Here is a 15,632-nt window from a genome sequence, read left to right as displayed (position 1 = left end):
ATCGACAGGCAAGAAGAATGATCCCGATCACCGCCCTTAAAGACAAGACCGTCGCCCTCTTCGGATTGGGCGGGTCGGGCATCGCCACAGCCAAGGCCATCGTGGCCGGAGGGGCGAAGATCATTGCCTGGGACGATAATCCCGACAGTGTCGCGCGCGCGCAAGGCACAGGCATTGCAACCGGCGATCTGAGGCAGGCGGACTGGTCGCAGTTCGCCGCCTTTGTGCTTTCGCCGGGTGTTCCGCTGACCCATCCGAAGCCCCATTGGACGGTCGATCTTGCCCATGCGGCAGGCGTCGAAATTATCGGCGATGTGGAGCTTTTCGTGCGCGAGCGCAATCATATCGCACCCGATTGCCCGTTCATCGCCATTACCGGCACCAACGGCAAATCGACCACCACCGCGCTGATCGCCCATATCATCAAGGCGTCGGGCCGCGACATGCAACTCGGCGGCAATATCGGCACGGCAATCCTCACGCTGGACTCGCCAGCGGCCAACCGTTTCTATGTGGTTGAATGCTCGTCCTACCAGATCGATCTGGCACCCTCGCTGAATCCGACTGCCGGAATTTTGCTGAACCTGACGCCGGATCACCTCGACCGTCACGGCACGATGGAAAACTATGCGGCCATCAAGGCGCGGCTGGTTGCGGCCAGCGGCACCGCGATTATCGGCGTTGATGATCTTTACTGCACGGCGATTGCTGAAAATCTGGCGGCGAACGGCGTCAATGTTGCGCGGATTTCCAAGGAAAAGCACCTCGACAATGGCTATTTCGCTGATGGTCCGACCTTGATTCATGCCACCGATGGCAAGAATGAGGAACTGGCCTCGCTCGCCGGGGTCGGTTCGCTGCGCGGCGCGCATAATGCGCAGAACGCGCTCGCAGCCGTGGCGGCCTGCCTCGCTGTCGGCCTGTCGCTCGATGAAATTCGCGCCGGTCTGAAAAGCTTTCCGGGTCTGGCGCACCGCATGGAGCAGGTGGGGCGGCGCGGCAAGGTGCTGTTCGTCAATGATTCCAAGGCGACCAATGCCGATGCGACCGCACCGGCGCTGTCGTCCTTTCCGCGGAACATCTACTGGATCGCTGGCGGCGTGCCGAAAGCAGGCGGTATCGAGTCGCTCGGCGGGTTCTTCCCGCGTATCGCCAAGGCCTATCTGATCGGCGAAGCGGCGGCGCAGTTTGCTGCTACGCTGGGCGACAGCGTGCCGTTCGAAATTTCCGATACGCTGGCCGTGGCCGTCGATCACGCCGCGCGCGATGCGGGCAATGATGCAGCCGCAGAGCCGGTGGTGCTGCTTTCGCCAGCCTGCGCCAGCTTCGATCAGTTCCAGAATTTTGAAAAACGCGGCGATGCCTTCCGCAGCGCCGTATTGGCCCTTCCCGGTATCATGCCAATTGGAGGAGAAAGCTGATGGTAAGCCGTGTCGATCGCGGTCCTGTCGCCAACTGGTGGTGGACAATAGACCGCTTCTTTCTCGTAGCCTGCCTTGCCCTGATGGGGCTTGGCATTCTCCTGTCCTTTGCGGCAAGCCCGGCTGTGGCGTCGCGCATCGGTCTCGACAGTTTCCATTTCGTCGAGCGTCAGACCATCTTCATGATCCCCGCCGTCATCGTCATGGTGGGCGTGTCGTTCTTCTCCCCACGGCAGATCAGGCGTTTCGCGCTGATCCTGCTCGCTATTTCCATGGTGCTGATGGTTGCGGCGCTCTTCTTCGGTATCGAAGTCAAGGGTGCGCGCCGCTGGGTCAATCTGGCGGGTATTTCCATCCAGCCATCCGAATTCATGAAGCCCGCTTTCGTGGTCGTCTGCGCATGGCTTTTCTCCGAGCGCGAACGTGGCGGCGACATGCCGGGCTATTTCCTCGCCATGATGCTGTTCTGCACGGTTGCCGGTCTTCTGGTGTTGCAGCCCGATCTGGGCCAGACCATGCTGACCACCGGCACATGGGGCGCGATGTTCTTCCTCGCCGGACTGCCGATGTTCTGGATTCTGGTTCTGGGCGGGCTTGCGGTTTGCGGCGGCTTTAGCGCTTATTTCGTGTTCGACCACGTGGCCGGTCGTATCAACCGCTTCATGACGGGCGAGGGCGATACGTTCCAGGTCGATGCCGGACGCGAAGCCATTCTGCGCGGCGGCTGGTTCGGGCAGGGGCCGGGCGAAGGCACCGTCAAGCGCATCATCCCCGACAGCCACACCGACTTCATCTTCTCCGTGGCTGCGGAAGAATATGGCATCATCCTGTGCATGATCATCATGCTGCTATTTGCCTTCATCGTGGTGCGTGGGCTTTCCATCGCGCTCAAGGAACGCGATGCGTTTACGCGTCTTGCCGTGTCTGGCATCGTGATCCTGTTCGGCTTCCAGTCGATCATCAACATGGCGGTGAACCTGCACCTGATGCCCGCAAAAGGCATGACGCTGCCGTTCATTTCCTATGGCGGCTCGTCGCTGGTGGCGATTGCCATCACCATGGGCATTTTGCTGGCGCTCACCCGTCGCCGCCCGGAAGCGCGCATGACGCACACGGTTGGGCATATCGGGTCAAATCGGGGCGAACGCATTCCGGCGCTGTGAGGGATTGATGGCTAAAGGTGTTATCGTATTGGCCGCCGGGGGAACGGGCGGCCATCTTTTTCCGGCGGAAGCGCTGGCGCATGAACTGAAGTCTCGCGGCTGGGATGTACATCTGGCGACCGATGCCCGGGCGCAGCGTTTTGCAGGCGCTTTCGATGAAAGCCATGTGCATGTGATCCGTTCCGCGACCATTGCGGGCCGCAATCCGATTGCGCTGCTCAAAACATTCTGGTCGCTGTGGCAGGGCAATCTCGATTCACGCAAATTGTTCCGCCGCTTGAAGCCGCAGCTTGTCGCTGGTTTCGGCGGTTACCCGACCTTGCCGCCGCTTTATGCGGCCAGCAATATGCATATTCCGACGCTGGTGCATGAACAGAACGCCGTGATGGGCCGCGCCAACAAAGGCCTTGCGGGGCGCGTCAAGGCGATTGCAGGCGGGTTTCTGCCGGAAACAGGCGGTGCCTTTGCCGACAAAACGGTCACGACCGGCAATCCGGTGCGCCCGCCTGTGTTGGCGGCAGCCGCCACGCCTTACAAGCCCGCAAAGCCGGACGAGCGGTTTCGTCTTTTGGTTTTCGGCGGCAGTCAGGGTGCGCAGTTCTTCTCAAACGCGATACCGGCTGCTGTTGCTCTTCTGCCCGAGAAGGAACGCGCGCGACTTCTGATCACCCAGCAGGCGCGCAAGGAAGACGAAGCTTCCGTGCGCGAGGCCTACAAGAAGCTTGGCATTCCAGCCGATGTGGCCCCGTTCTTCAACGATATGCCCGCACGCATGGCGGATGCGCATTTCGTGATTTCGCGCTCCGGCGCATCGACGGTTTCGGAAATAACGGTGATCGGTCGTCCGGCCATTCTGGTGCCATTCCCCCATGCGCTTGATCACGATCAGGCGGCCAATGCCGAAGCACTTAGCCGTGCAGGCGGCGGAGAGGTCGTGCGACAGGCGGAGCTTTCGCCTGAACGCCTCGCGCAAATCCTGCAATCGGCGATGAATGAGCCGGAAAGGCTCGAAAATCAGGCAAAAGCTGCAAAAAGCGTCGGCAAGCCGGATGCTGCGCGGTTGCTTGCCGATCTGGCAGAGGCTATTGCAACTGGCAAATCAGTTCACGAATTCAAAGAAGGAACTCGGCCATGAAAATGCCGCTGAACATCGGGCTCGTCCATTTCATCGGAATTGGCGGCATCGGCATGAGTGGCATCGCCGAGGTGCTGCATAATCTCGGATACAAGGTCCAAGGCTCGGATCAGTCGGACAGCGCCAATGTGCAGCGTCTGCGCGAGAAGGGCATCGAGGTTTTCGTCGGCCACAAGGCAGAGAATCTCGGCGATGCGGAAGTCATCGTCGTTTCGACCGCAATCAAGAAGACCAACCCGGAACTGGCCGCTGCCCGCGAAAAGCTGCTGCCCATCGTGCGCCGCGCCGAAATGCTGGCCGAGCTGATGCGCTTCCGCCGCGCTGTTGCCATTGGCGGCACGCATGGCAAGACGACCACCACTTCCATGGTGGCAGCGCTTCTGGATGCAGGGCATCTCGATCCGACCGTTATCAATGGCGGTATCATCAATGCCTATGGCACCAATGCCCGCATGGGCGACGGCGACTGGATGGTGGTGGAAGCCGACGAAAGCGACGGCACCTTCCTCAAGCTGCCCGCCGATATCGCGGTTGTGACCAATATCGACCCGGAACATCTCGACCATTACGGCAATTTCGACAATGTGCGCGCCGCTTTCGCGCAGTTCGTCGAGAATGTGCCGTTCTACGGTTTTGGCGTCATGTGCCTCGATCATCCGGAAGTGCAGGCGCTTGTGGGCCGCATCGAGGATCGCCGCATCATCACCTATGGCCAGAACCCGCAGGCGGAAGTGCGTTTTGTTAATCAGCGCATGGAAGGCGCTGCGAACCTGTTCGATGTGGTGATCCGTTCGCGCAAGGGCGATGCCGTCGAGATCAAGGATCTGCGCCTTCCGATGCCGGGCCTGCACAATGTTTCCAACGCCACGGCGGCGATCGCGGTCGCGCATGAACTGGGCATTTCCGCTGACGATATCCGTCGCGGCCTTGGTTCATTCGGTGGCGTGAAGCGCCGCTTCACCCATACGGGTTCGTGGAACGGCGTCGAGATTTTCGACGATTATGGCCATCACCCGGTGGAAATCCGCGCGGTGCTGAAAGCCGCACGCGACGCAACAACTCAGGCAGGTGGTCGCGTGATCGCCATTGTGCAGCCACACCGCTACACCCGCCTGCACAGCCTGTTCGACGAATTTGCCGCATGCTTCAACGATGCCGACACGGTCATCGTCACGCCGGTCTATACGGCGGGCGAAGACCCTATCGAAGGCGTGAACTCCGAAACGCTTGTCAGCCGCATCAAGACGGCGGGTCATCGCGATGCGCGCTACGCCAGCGGGCCGGAAGCTCTGGCCCCGCTCGTTGCCTCCATCGCGCAGCCGGGCGACTTTGTCGTCTGCCTCGGCGCGGGCAATATCACGCAATGGGCCTATGCGCTGCCCAAGGAACTCGCCGAACAGGGTAAGAAGTAATGGACTATCACCCGATGGAAAGCGGCGAGGCGCTTCTGAAGAAGCTTGACGGCAAGCTGTCGGGCCTGCGCGGGCGTCTGACGCCCGATACGGGCATGGACAAGATCACCTGGTTTCGTGCCGGTGGACCGGCACAGGTTCTGTTCCAGCCCGCCGACGAGGAAGACCTGTCGAATTTCCTGAAGGCAGTGCCGGAAGAAATACCGATCCTCGTGGTTGGTATCGGCTCCAATCTGCTCGTGCGTGACGGGGGCGTTCCCGGCTTTGTCGTCAGGCTTTCCGCAAAGGGGTTTGGCGAGGTCGAACGCGTTTCCGAGACGCAGCTCAGGGCAGGTACAGCGACACCAGACAAGCGCGTGGCAGCGGCGGCGCTGGAAGCGGGCCTTTCGGGCTTCCATTTCTACCACGGCATTCCTGGTGGGATCGGCGGGGCGTTACGCATGAATGCGGGCGCCAACGGTGTGGAAACGCGCGAGCGTGTCGTGGAGGTGCGGGCGCTCGACCGTAAGGGCGAACTGCATGTGCTTTCGAATGCCGATATGGGCTATGCCTATCGCCATTCTTCGGTATCGCCGGAGCTGATCTTCACCTCGGCGCTGTTCGAGGGCGTTCCGGGTGACCGCGAGGATATCCAGCGCGCCATGGACGAGGTGCAGCATCACCGTGAGACGGTGCAGCCTGTGCGCGAAAAAACTGGCGGCTCAACTTTCAAGAATCCTGAAGGCACGTCTGCCTGGAAGGAAATCGACAAGGCGGGCTGCCGTGGACTGCGTGTCGGCGGCGCCCAGATGTCGGAGATGCACTGCAATTTCATGATCAATACCGGCACCGCGACCGGGCATGATCTGGAGACTTTGGGCGAGACAGTTCGCGCAAAAGTTTTTGAGTCGTCAGGGATTCGCCTCCACTGGGAGATCAAACGTCTCGGTTTGTTCCGCGACGGCGCGCGCGTAGAAGAGTTTCTCGGCAAAGTTTAATAAAAAAATTGCCCGGATTTTCTGCCTGAAAATCCGGGCTTTTTTGCCTTCGCAAGCGACGCGTAAGGTTCGTCCCTTTTGATAGGGTCTTGTCACGGAATCAATCCTCTGATTCTTTATGGTTAACCACACAGTGATTTGATTCGGCAGGATTTTCCTGCCGTGGGCGTCTGCGGCCTGTGCCGCCGGATGACTCAGACTCTGTTCTTGATTCACCGCGCAGGGGATTGCGCAGAGGGGATGCTTCACATGACGGGAAAACACGTCGCCGTTTTGATGGGTGGGTTCTCCTCCGAGCGTCCTGTCAGCCTGTCGTCCGGCGCGGCCTGTTCGGCGACCCTGGAAGAGCGCGGCTACCGTGTGACCCGCATCGATGTGGATCGCAATGTTGCCAGTGTTCTCGCCGAGCTGAAGCCTGATGTCGCCTTCAATGCGCTGCATGGCCCATTCGGTGAGGATGGCGCCATTCAGGGCATCCTTGAATATCTCCAGATTCCCTACACCCATTCCGGCGTTCTCGCTTCGGCGCTCGCCATGGACAAGGATCGCGCCAAGAAGGTTGCTGCGGCGGCTGGCGTGGCCGTCGCGCCGTCGCGTCTGATGAACCGTTTCGATATCGGTTCCGAACACCCGATGGAGCCGCCTTATGTGGTCAAGCCGGTGCGTGAAGGTTCAAGCTTTGGCGTTGTGATCGTCAAGGAAGACCAGACCCATCCGCCGCAAATCATCGGCTCTGCGGACTGGAAATATGGCGACGAAGTTCTGGTTGAAAGCTACATCGCTGGCCGTGAATTGACCTGCGCCGTGATGGGCGACCGCGCCATGGATGTCTGCGAGATCGTTCCGGTCGGTCATCAGTTCTACGATTATGATTCAAAATATGTTGCAGGGGCATCAACTCACGTGTGTCCGGCAAAAATTTTACCAAATATTTACCAAAAAATACAAACAATGGCCCTTACGGCGCATCGGGCAATCGGGTGTCGGGGCGTAAGCCGGTCGGACTTCCGTTTCGATGATCGTTTTTCAGAAGAAGGCGAAGTTATCTGGTTGGAAGTTAACACCCAACCGGGGATGACGCCCACCTCGCTCGTGCCTGATATCGCCAAAGCGGCTGGTATCTCTTTCGGTGAATTGTTGAGTTGGATGGTGGAGGACGCGTCTTGTTTGCGTTGAACGGCAGAAATGATGGATATAGGCGCTCGGGCGCGATGCGAGACGCATCGGCGATGAATGTCGCATTCGTCCTGCCGCGCTTTCTGCGCAAGCCGTTTCGCTTTGCCGCCCGTCTGTTTCAGGGCAATGTCAGCATTCCACGTCATGCCGGAACCATTGGCATGCTGGGCTTCCTCGGCGCCACCGGCATTTACGGCATGGTTGTTGGCGGTCACTCGCAGGATGTGGTGAAGGCTACGGCCTCGACGCTCGGTTTCGCCATCGAGGATGTCAAGGTCGTCGGCAATCACGAGACCTCCGATATCGATATTCTTGGGCAGCTTAACCTTGATGGCGAAACTTCGCTGGTCGGCCTGAACGCTGAAGAAGCGCGCGCCGCCATCGCACAGCTTCCATGGGTGCAGAGCGCCGAAGTGCGCAAGGTTTATCCGGGTACGGTTCAGGTTGCGTTGCATGAACGTCAGGCCTTCGCCATCTGGCAGAACGACAAGGAATTGTCGCTGATCGATGCCGAAGGCGACACCATCGTGCCTTTCCGCGCCGGGCGTTACAACACGCTGCCGCTTGTGGTTGGCGACGGCGCTGAAAAGGTCGTTAAGGGCTTTGTCGACGAGGTCGCAAACTATCCGGCGCTGGCTGGCAAAGTTCGCGCTTATATCCGCGTCGCTGACCGTCGCTGGGACCTTCTTCTGGACAATGGCGTGCGCATCATGCTCCCGGCGGAAGATCCGCTGAAAGCGCTCGCACAAATCCAGAAACTCGATGAGGAAAAGCAACTTCTCACCCGCGATATCATGGCGGTCGATCTTCGTCTGGATGATCGTGTAACCGTTCAGCTGACGGCAAGCGGTATGGAACAGCGCCAGAAGTTCCTGGCGGAGCGTAAGAAAGAATTGGCCCGCACGGGGAAGCGCGTATGAGTATTCTGGGCGGTAAGGGATCATCTCAAGGCGGAACTGCAGGGCGCAAAGTGCGCCTGCTCACGGTTCTGGATGTTGGCTCAAGCAAGGTGTCCTGCGTCATCGCAAGGTTGCGTCCGCATGAAGGCGGCGCGCTTCTGCCAGGCCGCACGCACCGCATGGAAGTGCTGGGCATCGGTCATCAGCGTTCGCGTGGCGTGAAGTCCGGCGTGATCATCGATCTCGATGCTGCCGAACAATCCATCCGTCTCGCCGTCGATGCCGCAGAACGCATGGCCGGTCTGACCGTCGATAGCCTGATCGTGAATATTTCGGCCGGCCGCCTCAAGAGCGAAACCTTCACCGCTAGCGTCAATCTCGGCGGTCATGAAGTCGAACAGACCGATATTCGCCGCGTTCTCGCAGCTGGCGCGAAACAGGCTCTGGCCGCTGAACGTCACCTCGTTCACTCGCTGCCGATCGGCTACACGCTCGATGGCGAGCGCGGCGTTCGCGACCCGCAGGGCATGCTGGGCGACAGCCTCGGCGTCGACATGCATGTGCTGACGGCTGATGCCGCTCCGCTGCGCAATCTCGAACTTTGCATCAATCGCTGCCATCTGTCGGTCGAGGCCATTGTTGCGACGCCTTATGCAAGCGGTCTGTCTGCTCTGGTCGGCGATGAAGCCGAAATGGGTGCGGCCTGCATCGACATGGGTGGCGGCACCACGACGATTTCTGTCTTCTCCGAAGGCAAATTCATTCACGCCGATGCAGTTGCCATCGGCGGCAATCACGTCACGATGGACGTGGCGCGCGGTTTCTCCACTCGCATGGAAGACGCCGAACGCCTGAAGGTCATGTATGGCTCGGCGCTGCCAAGCGCTGCCGACGACCGCGATCTCATCTCCGTCTCGCCGATTGGCGACGACGAGCGTGATGTACCCAATCAGTATCCGCGGTCGGTTTTGACGCGGATTATCCGTGCAAGAGTGGAAGAAACGCTGGAACTGGTTCGCGACAGGCTGAACCAGTCGGGTCTCGGACACATTGTCGGCAAGCGTGTGGTTTTGACCGGCGGCGCAAGCCAATTGCCGGGCATGCCGGAGGCCGCCAGACGAATCCTTGCAAGAAATGTACGAATCGGGCGTCCTCTAGGAATAGCGGGATTGCCTGAGGCGGCTAAGGGGGCAGCTTTTGCCGCGACCGTCGGACTTCTGATCTACCCGCAGGTGGCCGGGATAGAAGAACGGTCGGTAAAAGCAGCTTCCTCCGGTCTTATGACCGGTACGGGTGGGCGCATTCAACGTGTCAGCCAATGGCTGAGGGAGAGTTTCTGAGTAACCGATCTTTGAGTGAACAGTCGAATTTTCCGGGACGTGACCATCTGGGTAACAACCAATCAGCACCGCAGCGGCGAAAAGCGGTGACGGGCTTTAAGAGGAACAAGGACCAATGACTATCAATCTGCAAAAGCCGGACATCACCGAGCTGAAGCCCCGCATCACCGTTTTCGGTGTCGGCGGTGGCGGCGGCAATGCAGTCAACAACATGATCAATGCCGGTCTTCGCGGTGTGGATTTTGTTGTGGCCAACACCGACGCGCAGGCTTTGACCATGTCGAAGTCCGACCGCATCATCCAGCTCGGCGCTGCCGTGACGGAAGGTCTCGGCGCAGGTTCCCAGCCCGAAGTCGGTCGTGCCGCTGCTGAAGAATGCATCGACGAAATCGTCGATCACCTCAATGGCACGCATATGTGCTTCGTCACCGCAGGCATGGGTGGCGGCACCGGCACCGGTGCAGCTCCAGTTGTTGCCCGCGCAGCACGTGAACGCGGTATCCTGACCGTCGGCGTCGTGACCAAGCCTTTCCATTTCGAAGGTGCGCGCCGCATGAAGACGGCCGATCTCGGCATCGAAGAACTGCAGAAGAACGTCGATACGCTTATCGTCATTCCGAACCAGAACCTCTTCCGCATTGCCAATGACAAGACCACCTTCGCCGACGCTTTCGCGATGGCCGATCAGGTGCTCTATTCGGGTGTTGCCTGCATCACCGATCTGATGGTCAAGGAAGGCCTCATCAACCTCGACTTTGCTGACGTTCGCTCTGTCATGCGCGAAATGGGCAAGGCGATGATGGGCACCGGCGAAGCTTCCGGCGAAGGCCGCGCAATGGCTGCTGCCGAAGCTGCCATCGCCAACCCGCTGCTCGACGAAACCTCGATGCGCGGCGCCAAGGGCCTGCTGATTTCGATCACCGGCGGTCGCGACATGACCCTGTTCGAAGTCGACGAAGCTGCAACGCGTATCCGTGAAGAAGTCGATCCGGAAGCAAACATCATCCTCGGCGCAACCTTCGACGAAGGTCTCGAAGGCGTCATTCGTGTATCCGTGGTTGCTACCGGCATCGACAAGCAGATCGGAGATGCGGCGCCTGCGCCGCTGGAATTTCGCCAGCCAGTAAAGCAGCCGACTTCGCAGGCCAAGCCTATGGCTCCGCATGGCGCTCTGCGTCCTCCGGTCGTTGAACAGCCGCGTCAGGCTGACCCGATTGCGCAGGCAATCCAGTCTGCCGAAGTCGATATGCCGATTGCAGCTGCGCCAGCCGCACCTGCTGCATCCGCAGAGCCTGATTTCCGTCCGCAGAGCCGCATTTTCCAGGCACCTGCACCGGAAGCCTTCGAACGCGCACCGGTTGCTCGCGCACCGATGCCTCAGGCTCACGCTGCTCAGGCCGCTCAGCCGCAGGCTTACCAGCAGCCGCAGCAGATGCATGCAGAACCGGCCCGCGAACCGCGCCCGGCTCCACGTATGCCAGCCGTTTCGGATTTCCCGCCGGTTGCACAGGCTGAAATCGCCGCCCGTCGCGCTCCGCAGCAGCCACAGCCTGCTCAGGAAGAGCCACGCGGCCCGATGAGCCTTCTCAAGCGCCTGACCCACGGTCTGTCGCGTCGTGAAGAAGAGCAGCCTGCAGCCCGTCTGGAGCCTGCGCAGCATCGCGAACCCGGCATGCGTCCGGCTGAACGCCGCCCGATGCAGCAGGACGGCTCGATCTACGCACCGCGTCGTGGCCAGCTCGATGATCAGGGCCGCCCGCAGCCGCGTGCAGCTTCGGAAGACGACCAGCTCGAAATTCCGGCCTTCCTGCGCCGTCAGTCGAACTGATCGAACACCGACATAAAATTTCAGAAAGCCCGCCTGTCTCAGGTGGGCTTTTTGTGTTTTGCGGGAAATGCTGGAATAAAACGGCTTTTATGGTAATAGAGCGTAAGAAAGCGTGATTTTGTCCGAACGTTCCGGCTCACTATTTTATATGTGGTCGGTTGTTTTGGGGCTCACACGGGGTTGTGATTCTTTTTGTCTTCCCTGCCGCTAATTTTGCCATATCTAACAGATTAATCCGTTTGAGGATTAGATGTGCGATTGCGGGAGCAGGGTACGCCAGCGAGCAAGTGCGGCCTGTTTACGCCTGCGCGTATATTCTTGATTATGAATAGATTGGAACAGTCTTGAGCGCTTATCAGAAGACAATTGGTCGTGCGGTGACCCTCTCCGGTGTGGGTGTCCATGGTGGCGCTCCGGCTTCGGCCACGTTTCTTCCTGCCGATGCGGATACGGGTATTGTCTTCCAGCGCTCGGACCTGAAAACCAGCGCGCGCGAAATCCGTGCCCATGTTTCGGAAATCGGCGCGACTGACCTGTGCACCTCGCTTGGACCGAAAGAAGCGAAAATCGATACGGTCGAGCATCTGATGGCCGCTATTGCAGCGCTTGGCATCGACAATCTGATTGTCGAGGTTGATGGCCCGGAAGTGCCTATTCTTGATGGCACCTCGGCGCGCTTCATCGAAGCGCTCGATGAGGCGGGCATTGTCACGCAGCAGGCCAAGCGCCGTTTCATCCGTATTCTCAAGACGGTTCGTGTGGAAGCCGGTGGCTCCTGGGGCGAGTTCCGCCCGTTCTCCGGCACGCGGTTTGAAGTGGAGATCGATTTCGAATGCCCGCTGATCGGTCGTCAGAAATTTGCCAATGACATGGACGAGGCGGTGTTCCGCAAGGAAATTTCCACTGCACGCACCTTTGGCTTCATGAAGGATGTGGAGCGTCTTTGGGCCTCCGGTCATGCGCTGGGTTCATCGCTCGACAATTCTCTGGTCATCGGCGACGACAATTCGGTCATCAATCCGGGTGGTCTGCGCTTCAAGGACGAGTTCGTACGTCACAAGACGCTGGATGCGGTGGGTGATCTGGCGCTCGCCGGTCTGCCGTTCATCGGCTGCTTCCGTTCCTATCGCAGCGGTCATCGCCTGAACGCAGAGACGGTGAAGGCGCTTCTTGCCGACAAGAGCGCTTTCGATATCGTCGAGGCATCTGGTGTGCGTCGCAATGCGAAGAGCTCGGATTTCGTTGCGGTGAAGCCGAATATCGCGGCACCCTGGGCGCTTTAAACCTCTCGCAGCATCGTCCACAATAATTTGGATGATCCCGGCGCACGGCCTTAATTGAGCCGTGTTCGCCGGTTCACCATTGCGATGCGAGTCGCCTTCCGTTTTGCGGCGGGTCGATGAGGGGACCAATCTTCACGGTTCACAGGATGCGAAGGAGCCGTCCGGACAGTGTTTCGGCCAAAATCTGGCGATTGTAGAGCTAGACGATTGCGCCTGCATGTGGTTTATGGACGGCCAAAACAGCCTTGGCATTGTTTAATCTTTGCCAAAGTTGAATGATTTGGATGGATGAAGCACGGTTGCAATGCTACAAGCGCGCACGTTGCTTCAAACAGGAATGACGCTGCCAGAAGGCCGGAGACCGCATGACGAGTTTCAAATTCACGGGTGTGACGAAAACTGCGCTGTTGACTGGCGCTATCGCCGTTCTTATCCCGCTCGCCGGTTGTGCCAGCAAGGACGACGATATCGATCTCACCAAGTATGTTGAGACGATCGATCCTGCCGACAAGCTCTATAATGAAGGTCTGGCCAATCTGGATGCAGGCCGTCTCGACGAAGCCTCCAAGAAGTTCGCTGCCATCGACCGCCAGCATCCCTATACGGAATGGGCACGCAAGGCGCTCGTGATGGCTGCCTTCACCAATTACCGCAAGGGTAACTACGAAGAAGCGATCAGCATGGCGAAGCGTTACAACACGCTTTACCCGACATCGCCCGAATCGGCTTACGCCTATTACATCATCGGTCTTTCCTACTTCCGTCAGATTCCGGACGTGACACGCGATCAGGCTGCCAGCCGCCGCGCCATCGCCGCGATGCAGGAAGTGGTCGATCGCTTCCCGGATTCGGAATATACCGACGATGCGAAGGCCAAGATCCGCTTCGCCCGCGATCAGCTCGCCGGCAAGGAAATGCAGGTCGGCCGCTATTATCTGGAACGCAAGGAATATCTGGCCGCCATCAAGCGATTCCGCGGCGTGGTCGAGGAATATTCCAACACCCGTCAGGTGGAAGAAGCGCTGGCGCGTCTGGTCGAAGCCTATTATGCGCTCGGCCTGACCTCGGAAGCCCAGATGGCCGCTTCCGTCCTCGGCAAGAATTTTCCGGACAGCCAGTGGTACAAGGACAGCTACAAGCTCTTGCAGAGCGGTGGTCTGGAACCACGCGAAAACGGTGGCTCATGGCTGGCCAAGGCTTCGTCGCTCATCACGGGCGGCGGTTCATAACAGTTTGAGCCCGACATGCTGTCGCACCTCTCGATCCGCGATATTGTCCTGATTGAAAGGCTCGACATCGAGTTCAAGACCGGCTTGTCCGTGCTGACGGGCGAGACCGGCGCCGGTAAATCCATCCTGCTTGATTCGCTGTCGCTGGCGCTCGGTGCGCGTGGCGACGCTTCACTGGTTCGCCACGGGGCGGATCAGGGGCAGGTGACGGCGGTATTCGATGTGCCGGGCGGTCATCCGGCCCGACTTTTCCTTCGCGAAAATGGTTTTGACGATGACGGCGACGTCATCCTGCGTCGCCTCCAGATGGGCGATGGGCGCACGCGCGTCTTCATCAACGATCAGGCGGCAAGCGTTGCACTGTTGCGCGATCTGGGTCGCAGGCTGGTGGAAATCCACGGCCAGCATGATGACCGTGCGCTGATCGATACCGATCTGCACCGGACATTGCTGGATGCTTTCGGCGGTCTCGACGCCGAGGCGGTCGTGGTGCGCGAACGGCACAAGGCGTGGCGCGATGCGGAAACCGCCTTGTCGCGTCATCGCGCTCGCGTGGAAGCAGCCGAGCGCGAAGGTGACTATCTGCGCTCTTCCGTGGAAGAATTGACCAAGCTTGATCCGCAGCCCGGCGAGGAAGACGAACTCGCCGAACGTCGCGCGGTGATGATGAAATCTGAAAAGATCGCCGGTGATGTGAACGAAGCGGGCGAGCTTCTGTCGGGCAATGGTTCGCCAGTGCCGACACTGGCAAGTCTGGTGCGCCGTCTGGAACGTAAAATCCCAGAAGCGCCGCATCTGCTGGAGCCGGTCTGCAAAGCCATCGATGAAGCACTGAACAGTCTGGCTCTGGCGCAGGACGGCATCGACCACGCCATGCGGGAGATCGATTTCGATCCGCGCGTGCTGGAACAGGTGGAAGAGCGCCTGTTCGCGCTGCGTGCGGCTGCGCGCAAATATTCGGTCGCTGTGGAAGGCTTGCCTGCGCTGCGCGACAAGATGGACGCCGATCTAGCCGAGCTGGATGCAGGCGCGGAAAAGCTGGTGCAGCTTGAAGCGCAGGCGACCGAGACACGCGCTGCCTATGACGCGGCGGCGGCGGAATTGTCCGCCCGGCGCAGAGATACCGCGGAGCATCTGAAAGATGCCGTCATGGCGGAACTGCCCGCGCTCAAGCTGGAACGCGCTGAGTTCCTCGTGGAGATGATCACCGACCCGCAAGCGCGCGCTGCCGAAGGTATCGACACGGTGGAATATTGGGTGCGCACCAATCCGGGCACGCGCGCCGGTCCGATGATGAAGGTTGCTTCCGGCGGCGAGCTGTCGCGTTTTCTTCTGGCGCTGAAGGTGGCGCTGGCGGATCGCGGTTCCGCGCCGACGCTGGTTTTCGACGAAATCGATACGGGTGTGGGCGGTGCCGTGGCGGATGCCATCGGCCAACGTCTGGCGCGGCTGTCGTCGCGGGTGCAGGTGCTTTCGGTCACCCATGCGCCGCAGGTGGCGGCCCGTGCATCGACGCATTTCCTGATTGCCAAATCTGCGACCCATGAAGACCGCATGTCGACATCGATCCGGTCCATCGGCGTGGATGAGCGTCAGGAAGAAATCGCCCGTATGCTCGCCGGTGCCAGCATCACCGATGAGGCGCGCGCGGCGGCGGAGCGACTGCTCGCGGAAAACAGCGCTCTGGCCTCCTGACAGCTATCTGACAGTATCCTCTGTTCGTAAAGTCAGGCGGCTGTAGGCTAAATGACTTTTCTTGGATATGTTTC

General features: G+C 59.7%; 12 protein-coding genes. All 12 read left to right on the top strand.

What is annotated here, in order from left to right; all coding sequences use genetic code 11:
• Positions 1–17: 17 nt before the first annotated feature.
• Complete coding sequence (gene murD / locus FIC94_RS05155) at positions 18–1,421, top strand: UDP-N-acetylmuramoyl-L-alanine--D-glutamate ligase (RefSeq protein ID WP_121536404.1); 1,404 nt, start codon at positions 18–20, stop codon at positions 1,419–1,421.
• Complete coding sequence (ftsW, locus tag FIC94_RS05150) at positions 1,421–2,584, top strand: putative lipid II flippase FtsW (protein WP_109369412.1); 1,164 nt, start codon at positions 1,421–1,423, stop codon at positions 2,582–2,584. The genes murD and ftsW overlap by 1 nt, the downstream gene beginning before the upstream one ends.
• Positions 2,585–2,591: 7 nt before the next feature.
• On the top strand, positions 2,592–3,719 hold the full coding sequence (murG, locus tag FIC94_RS05145) for an undecaprenyldiphospho-muramoylpentapeptide beta-N-acetylglucosaminyltransferase (RefSeq protein WP_140024180.1): 1,128 nt from the start codon (positions 2,592–2,594) through the stop codon (positions 3,717–3,719).
• Positions 3,716–5,131: a UDP-N-acetylmuramate--L-alanine ligase gene (murC, locus tag FIC94_RS05140; RefSeq protein WP_140024179.1), complete on the top strand. Its 1,416-nt coding sequence runs from the start codon at positions 3,716–3,718 to the stop codon at positions 5,129–5,131. Before murG ends, murC begins: the two co-directional genes overlap by 4 nt.
• Positions 5,132–5,145: 14 nt before the next feature.
• Complete coding sequence (gene murB / locus FIC94_RS05135) at positions 5,146–6,108, top strand: UDP-N-acetylmuramate dehydrogenase (RefSeq protein WP_140024355.1); 963 nt, start codon at positions 5,146–5,148, stop codon at positions 6,106–6,108.
• 249 nt (positions 6,109–6,357) lie between these two features.
• On the top strand, positions 6,358–7,284 hold the full coding sequence (locus tag FIC94_RS05130; protein WP_109370263.1) for a D-alanine--D-alanine ligase: 927 nt from the start codon (positions 6,358–6,360) through the stop codon (positions 7,282–7,284).
• A complete protein-coding gene (locus FIC94_RS05125; protein ID WP_109369409.1) occupies positions 7,272–8,204 on the top strand; it encodes a cell division protein FtsQ/DivIB in 933 nt (310 codons plus the stop codon). The genes FIC94_RS05130 and FIC94_RS05125 overlap by 13 nt, the downstream gene beginning before the upstream one ends.
• On the top strand, positions 8,201–9,523 hold the full coding sequence (ftsA, locus tag FIC94_RS05120) for a cell division protein FtsA (protein ID WP_109369408.1): 1,323 nt from the start codon (positions 8,201–8,203) through the stop codon (positions 9,521–9,523). The genes FIC94_RS05125 and ftsA overlap by 4 nt, the downstream gene beginning before the upstream one ends.
• Positions 9,524–9,638: 115 nt before the next feature.
• Complete coding sequence (gene ftsZ / locus FIC94_RS05115) at positions 9,639–11,351, top strand: cell division protein FtsZ (RefSeq protein WP_109369407.1); 1,713 nt, start codon at positions 9,639–9,641, stop codon at positions 11,349–11,351.
• Positions 11,352–11,695: 344 nt separating this feature from the next.
• The gene (gene lpxC / locus FIC94_RS05110) at positions 11,696–12,634 is read left to right on the top strand and encodes a UDP-3-O-acyl-N-acetylglucosamine deacetylase (RefSeq protein ID WP_121536396.1); all 939 of its coding nucleotides are present in this window, start codon (positions 11,696–11,698) and stop codon (positions 12,632–12,634) included.
• Between the two features lie 365 nt (positions 12,635–12,999).
• The gene (locus FIC94_RS05105) at positions 13,000–13,863 is read left to right on the top strand and encodes an outer membrane protein assembly factor BamD (protein ID WP_109369405.1); all 864 of its coding nucleotides are present in this window, start codon (positions 13,000–13,002) and stop codon (positions 13,861–13,863) included.
• 15 nt (positions 13,864–13,878) lie between these two features.
• Positions 13,879–15,558: a DNA repair protein RecN gene (gene recN / locus FIC94_RS05100; RefSeq protein ID WP_140024178.1), complete on the top strand. Its 1,680-nt coding sequence runs from the start codon at positions 13,879–13,881 to the stop codon at positions 15,556–15,558.
• The last annotated feature ends 74 nt before the right edge of the window (positions 15,559–15,632 follow it).

It is taken from the genome of Ochrobactrum teleogrylli (genome assembly GCF_006376685.1).
In the GTDB taxonomy this organism is placed as follows: Bacteria; Pseudomonadota; Alphaproteobacteria; order Rhizobiales; family Rhizobiaceae; genus Brucella; species Brucella teleogrylli.
Note: the sequence above shows the minus strand (reverse complement) of the source record. Positions and strands in the feature narration are given on the sequence as shown.

Coding starts and splice junctions, on each gene's coding strand:
- murD (WP_121536404.1), top strand. CDS start 18: ATGATCCCGATCACCGCCCTTAAAGACAAGACCGTCGCCCTCTTCGGA.
- ftsW (WP_109369412.1), top strand. CDS start 1,421: ATGGTAAGCCGTGTCGATCGCGGTCCTGTCGCCAACTGGTGGTGGACA.
- murG (WP_140024180.1), top strand. CDS start 2,592: ATGGCTAAAGGTGTTATCGTATTGGCCGCCGGGGGAACGGGCGGCCAT.
- murC (WP_140024179.1), top strand. CDS start 3,716: ATGAAAATGCCGCTGAACATCGGGCTCGTCCATTTCATCGGAATTGGC.
- murB (WP_140024355.1), top strand. CDS start 5,146: ATGGAAAGCGGCGAGGCGCTTCTGAAGAAGCTTGACGGCAAGCTGTCG.
- FIC94_RS05130 (WP_109370263.1), top strand. CDS start 6,358: ATGACGGGAAAACACGTCGCCGTTTTGATGGGTGGGTTCTCCTCCGAG.
- ftsA (WP_109369408.1), top strand. CDS start 8,201: ATGAGTATTCTGGGCGGTAAGGGATCATCTCAAGGCGGAACTGCAGGG.
- ftsZ (WP_109369407.1), top strand. CDS start 9,639: ATGACTATCAATCTGCAAAAGCCGGACATCACCGAGCTGAAGCCCCGC.
- FIC94_RS05105 (WP_109369405.1), top strand. CDS start 13,000: ATGACGAGTTTCAAATTCACGGGTGTGACGAAAACTGCGCTGTTGACT.
- recN (WP_140024178.1), top strand. CDS start 13,879: ATGCTGTCGCACCTCTCGATCCGCGATATTGTCCTGATTGAAAGGCTC.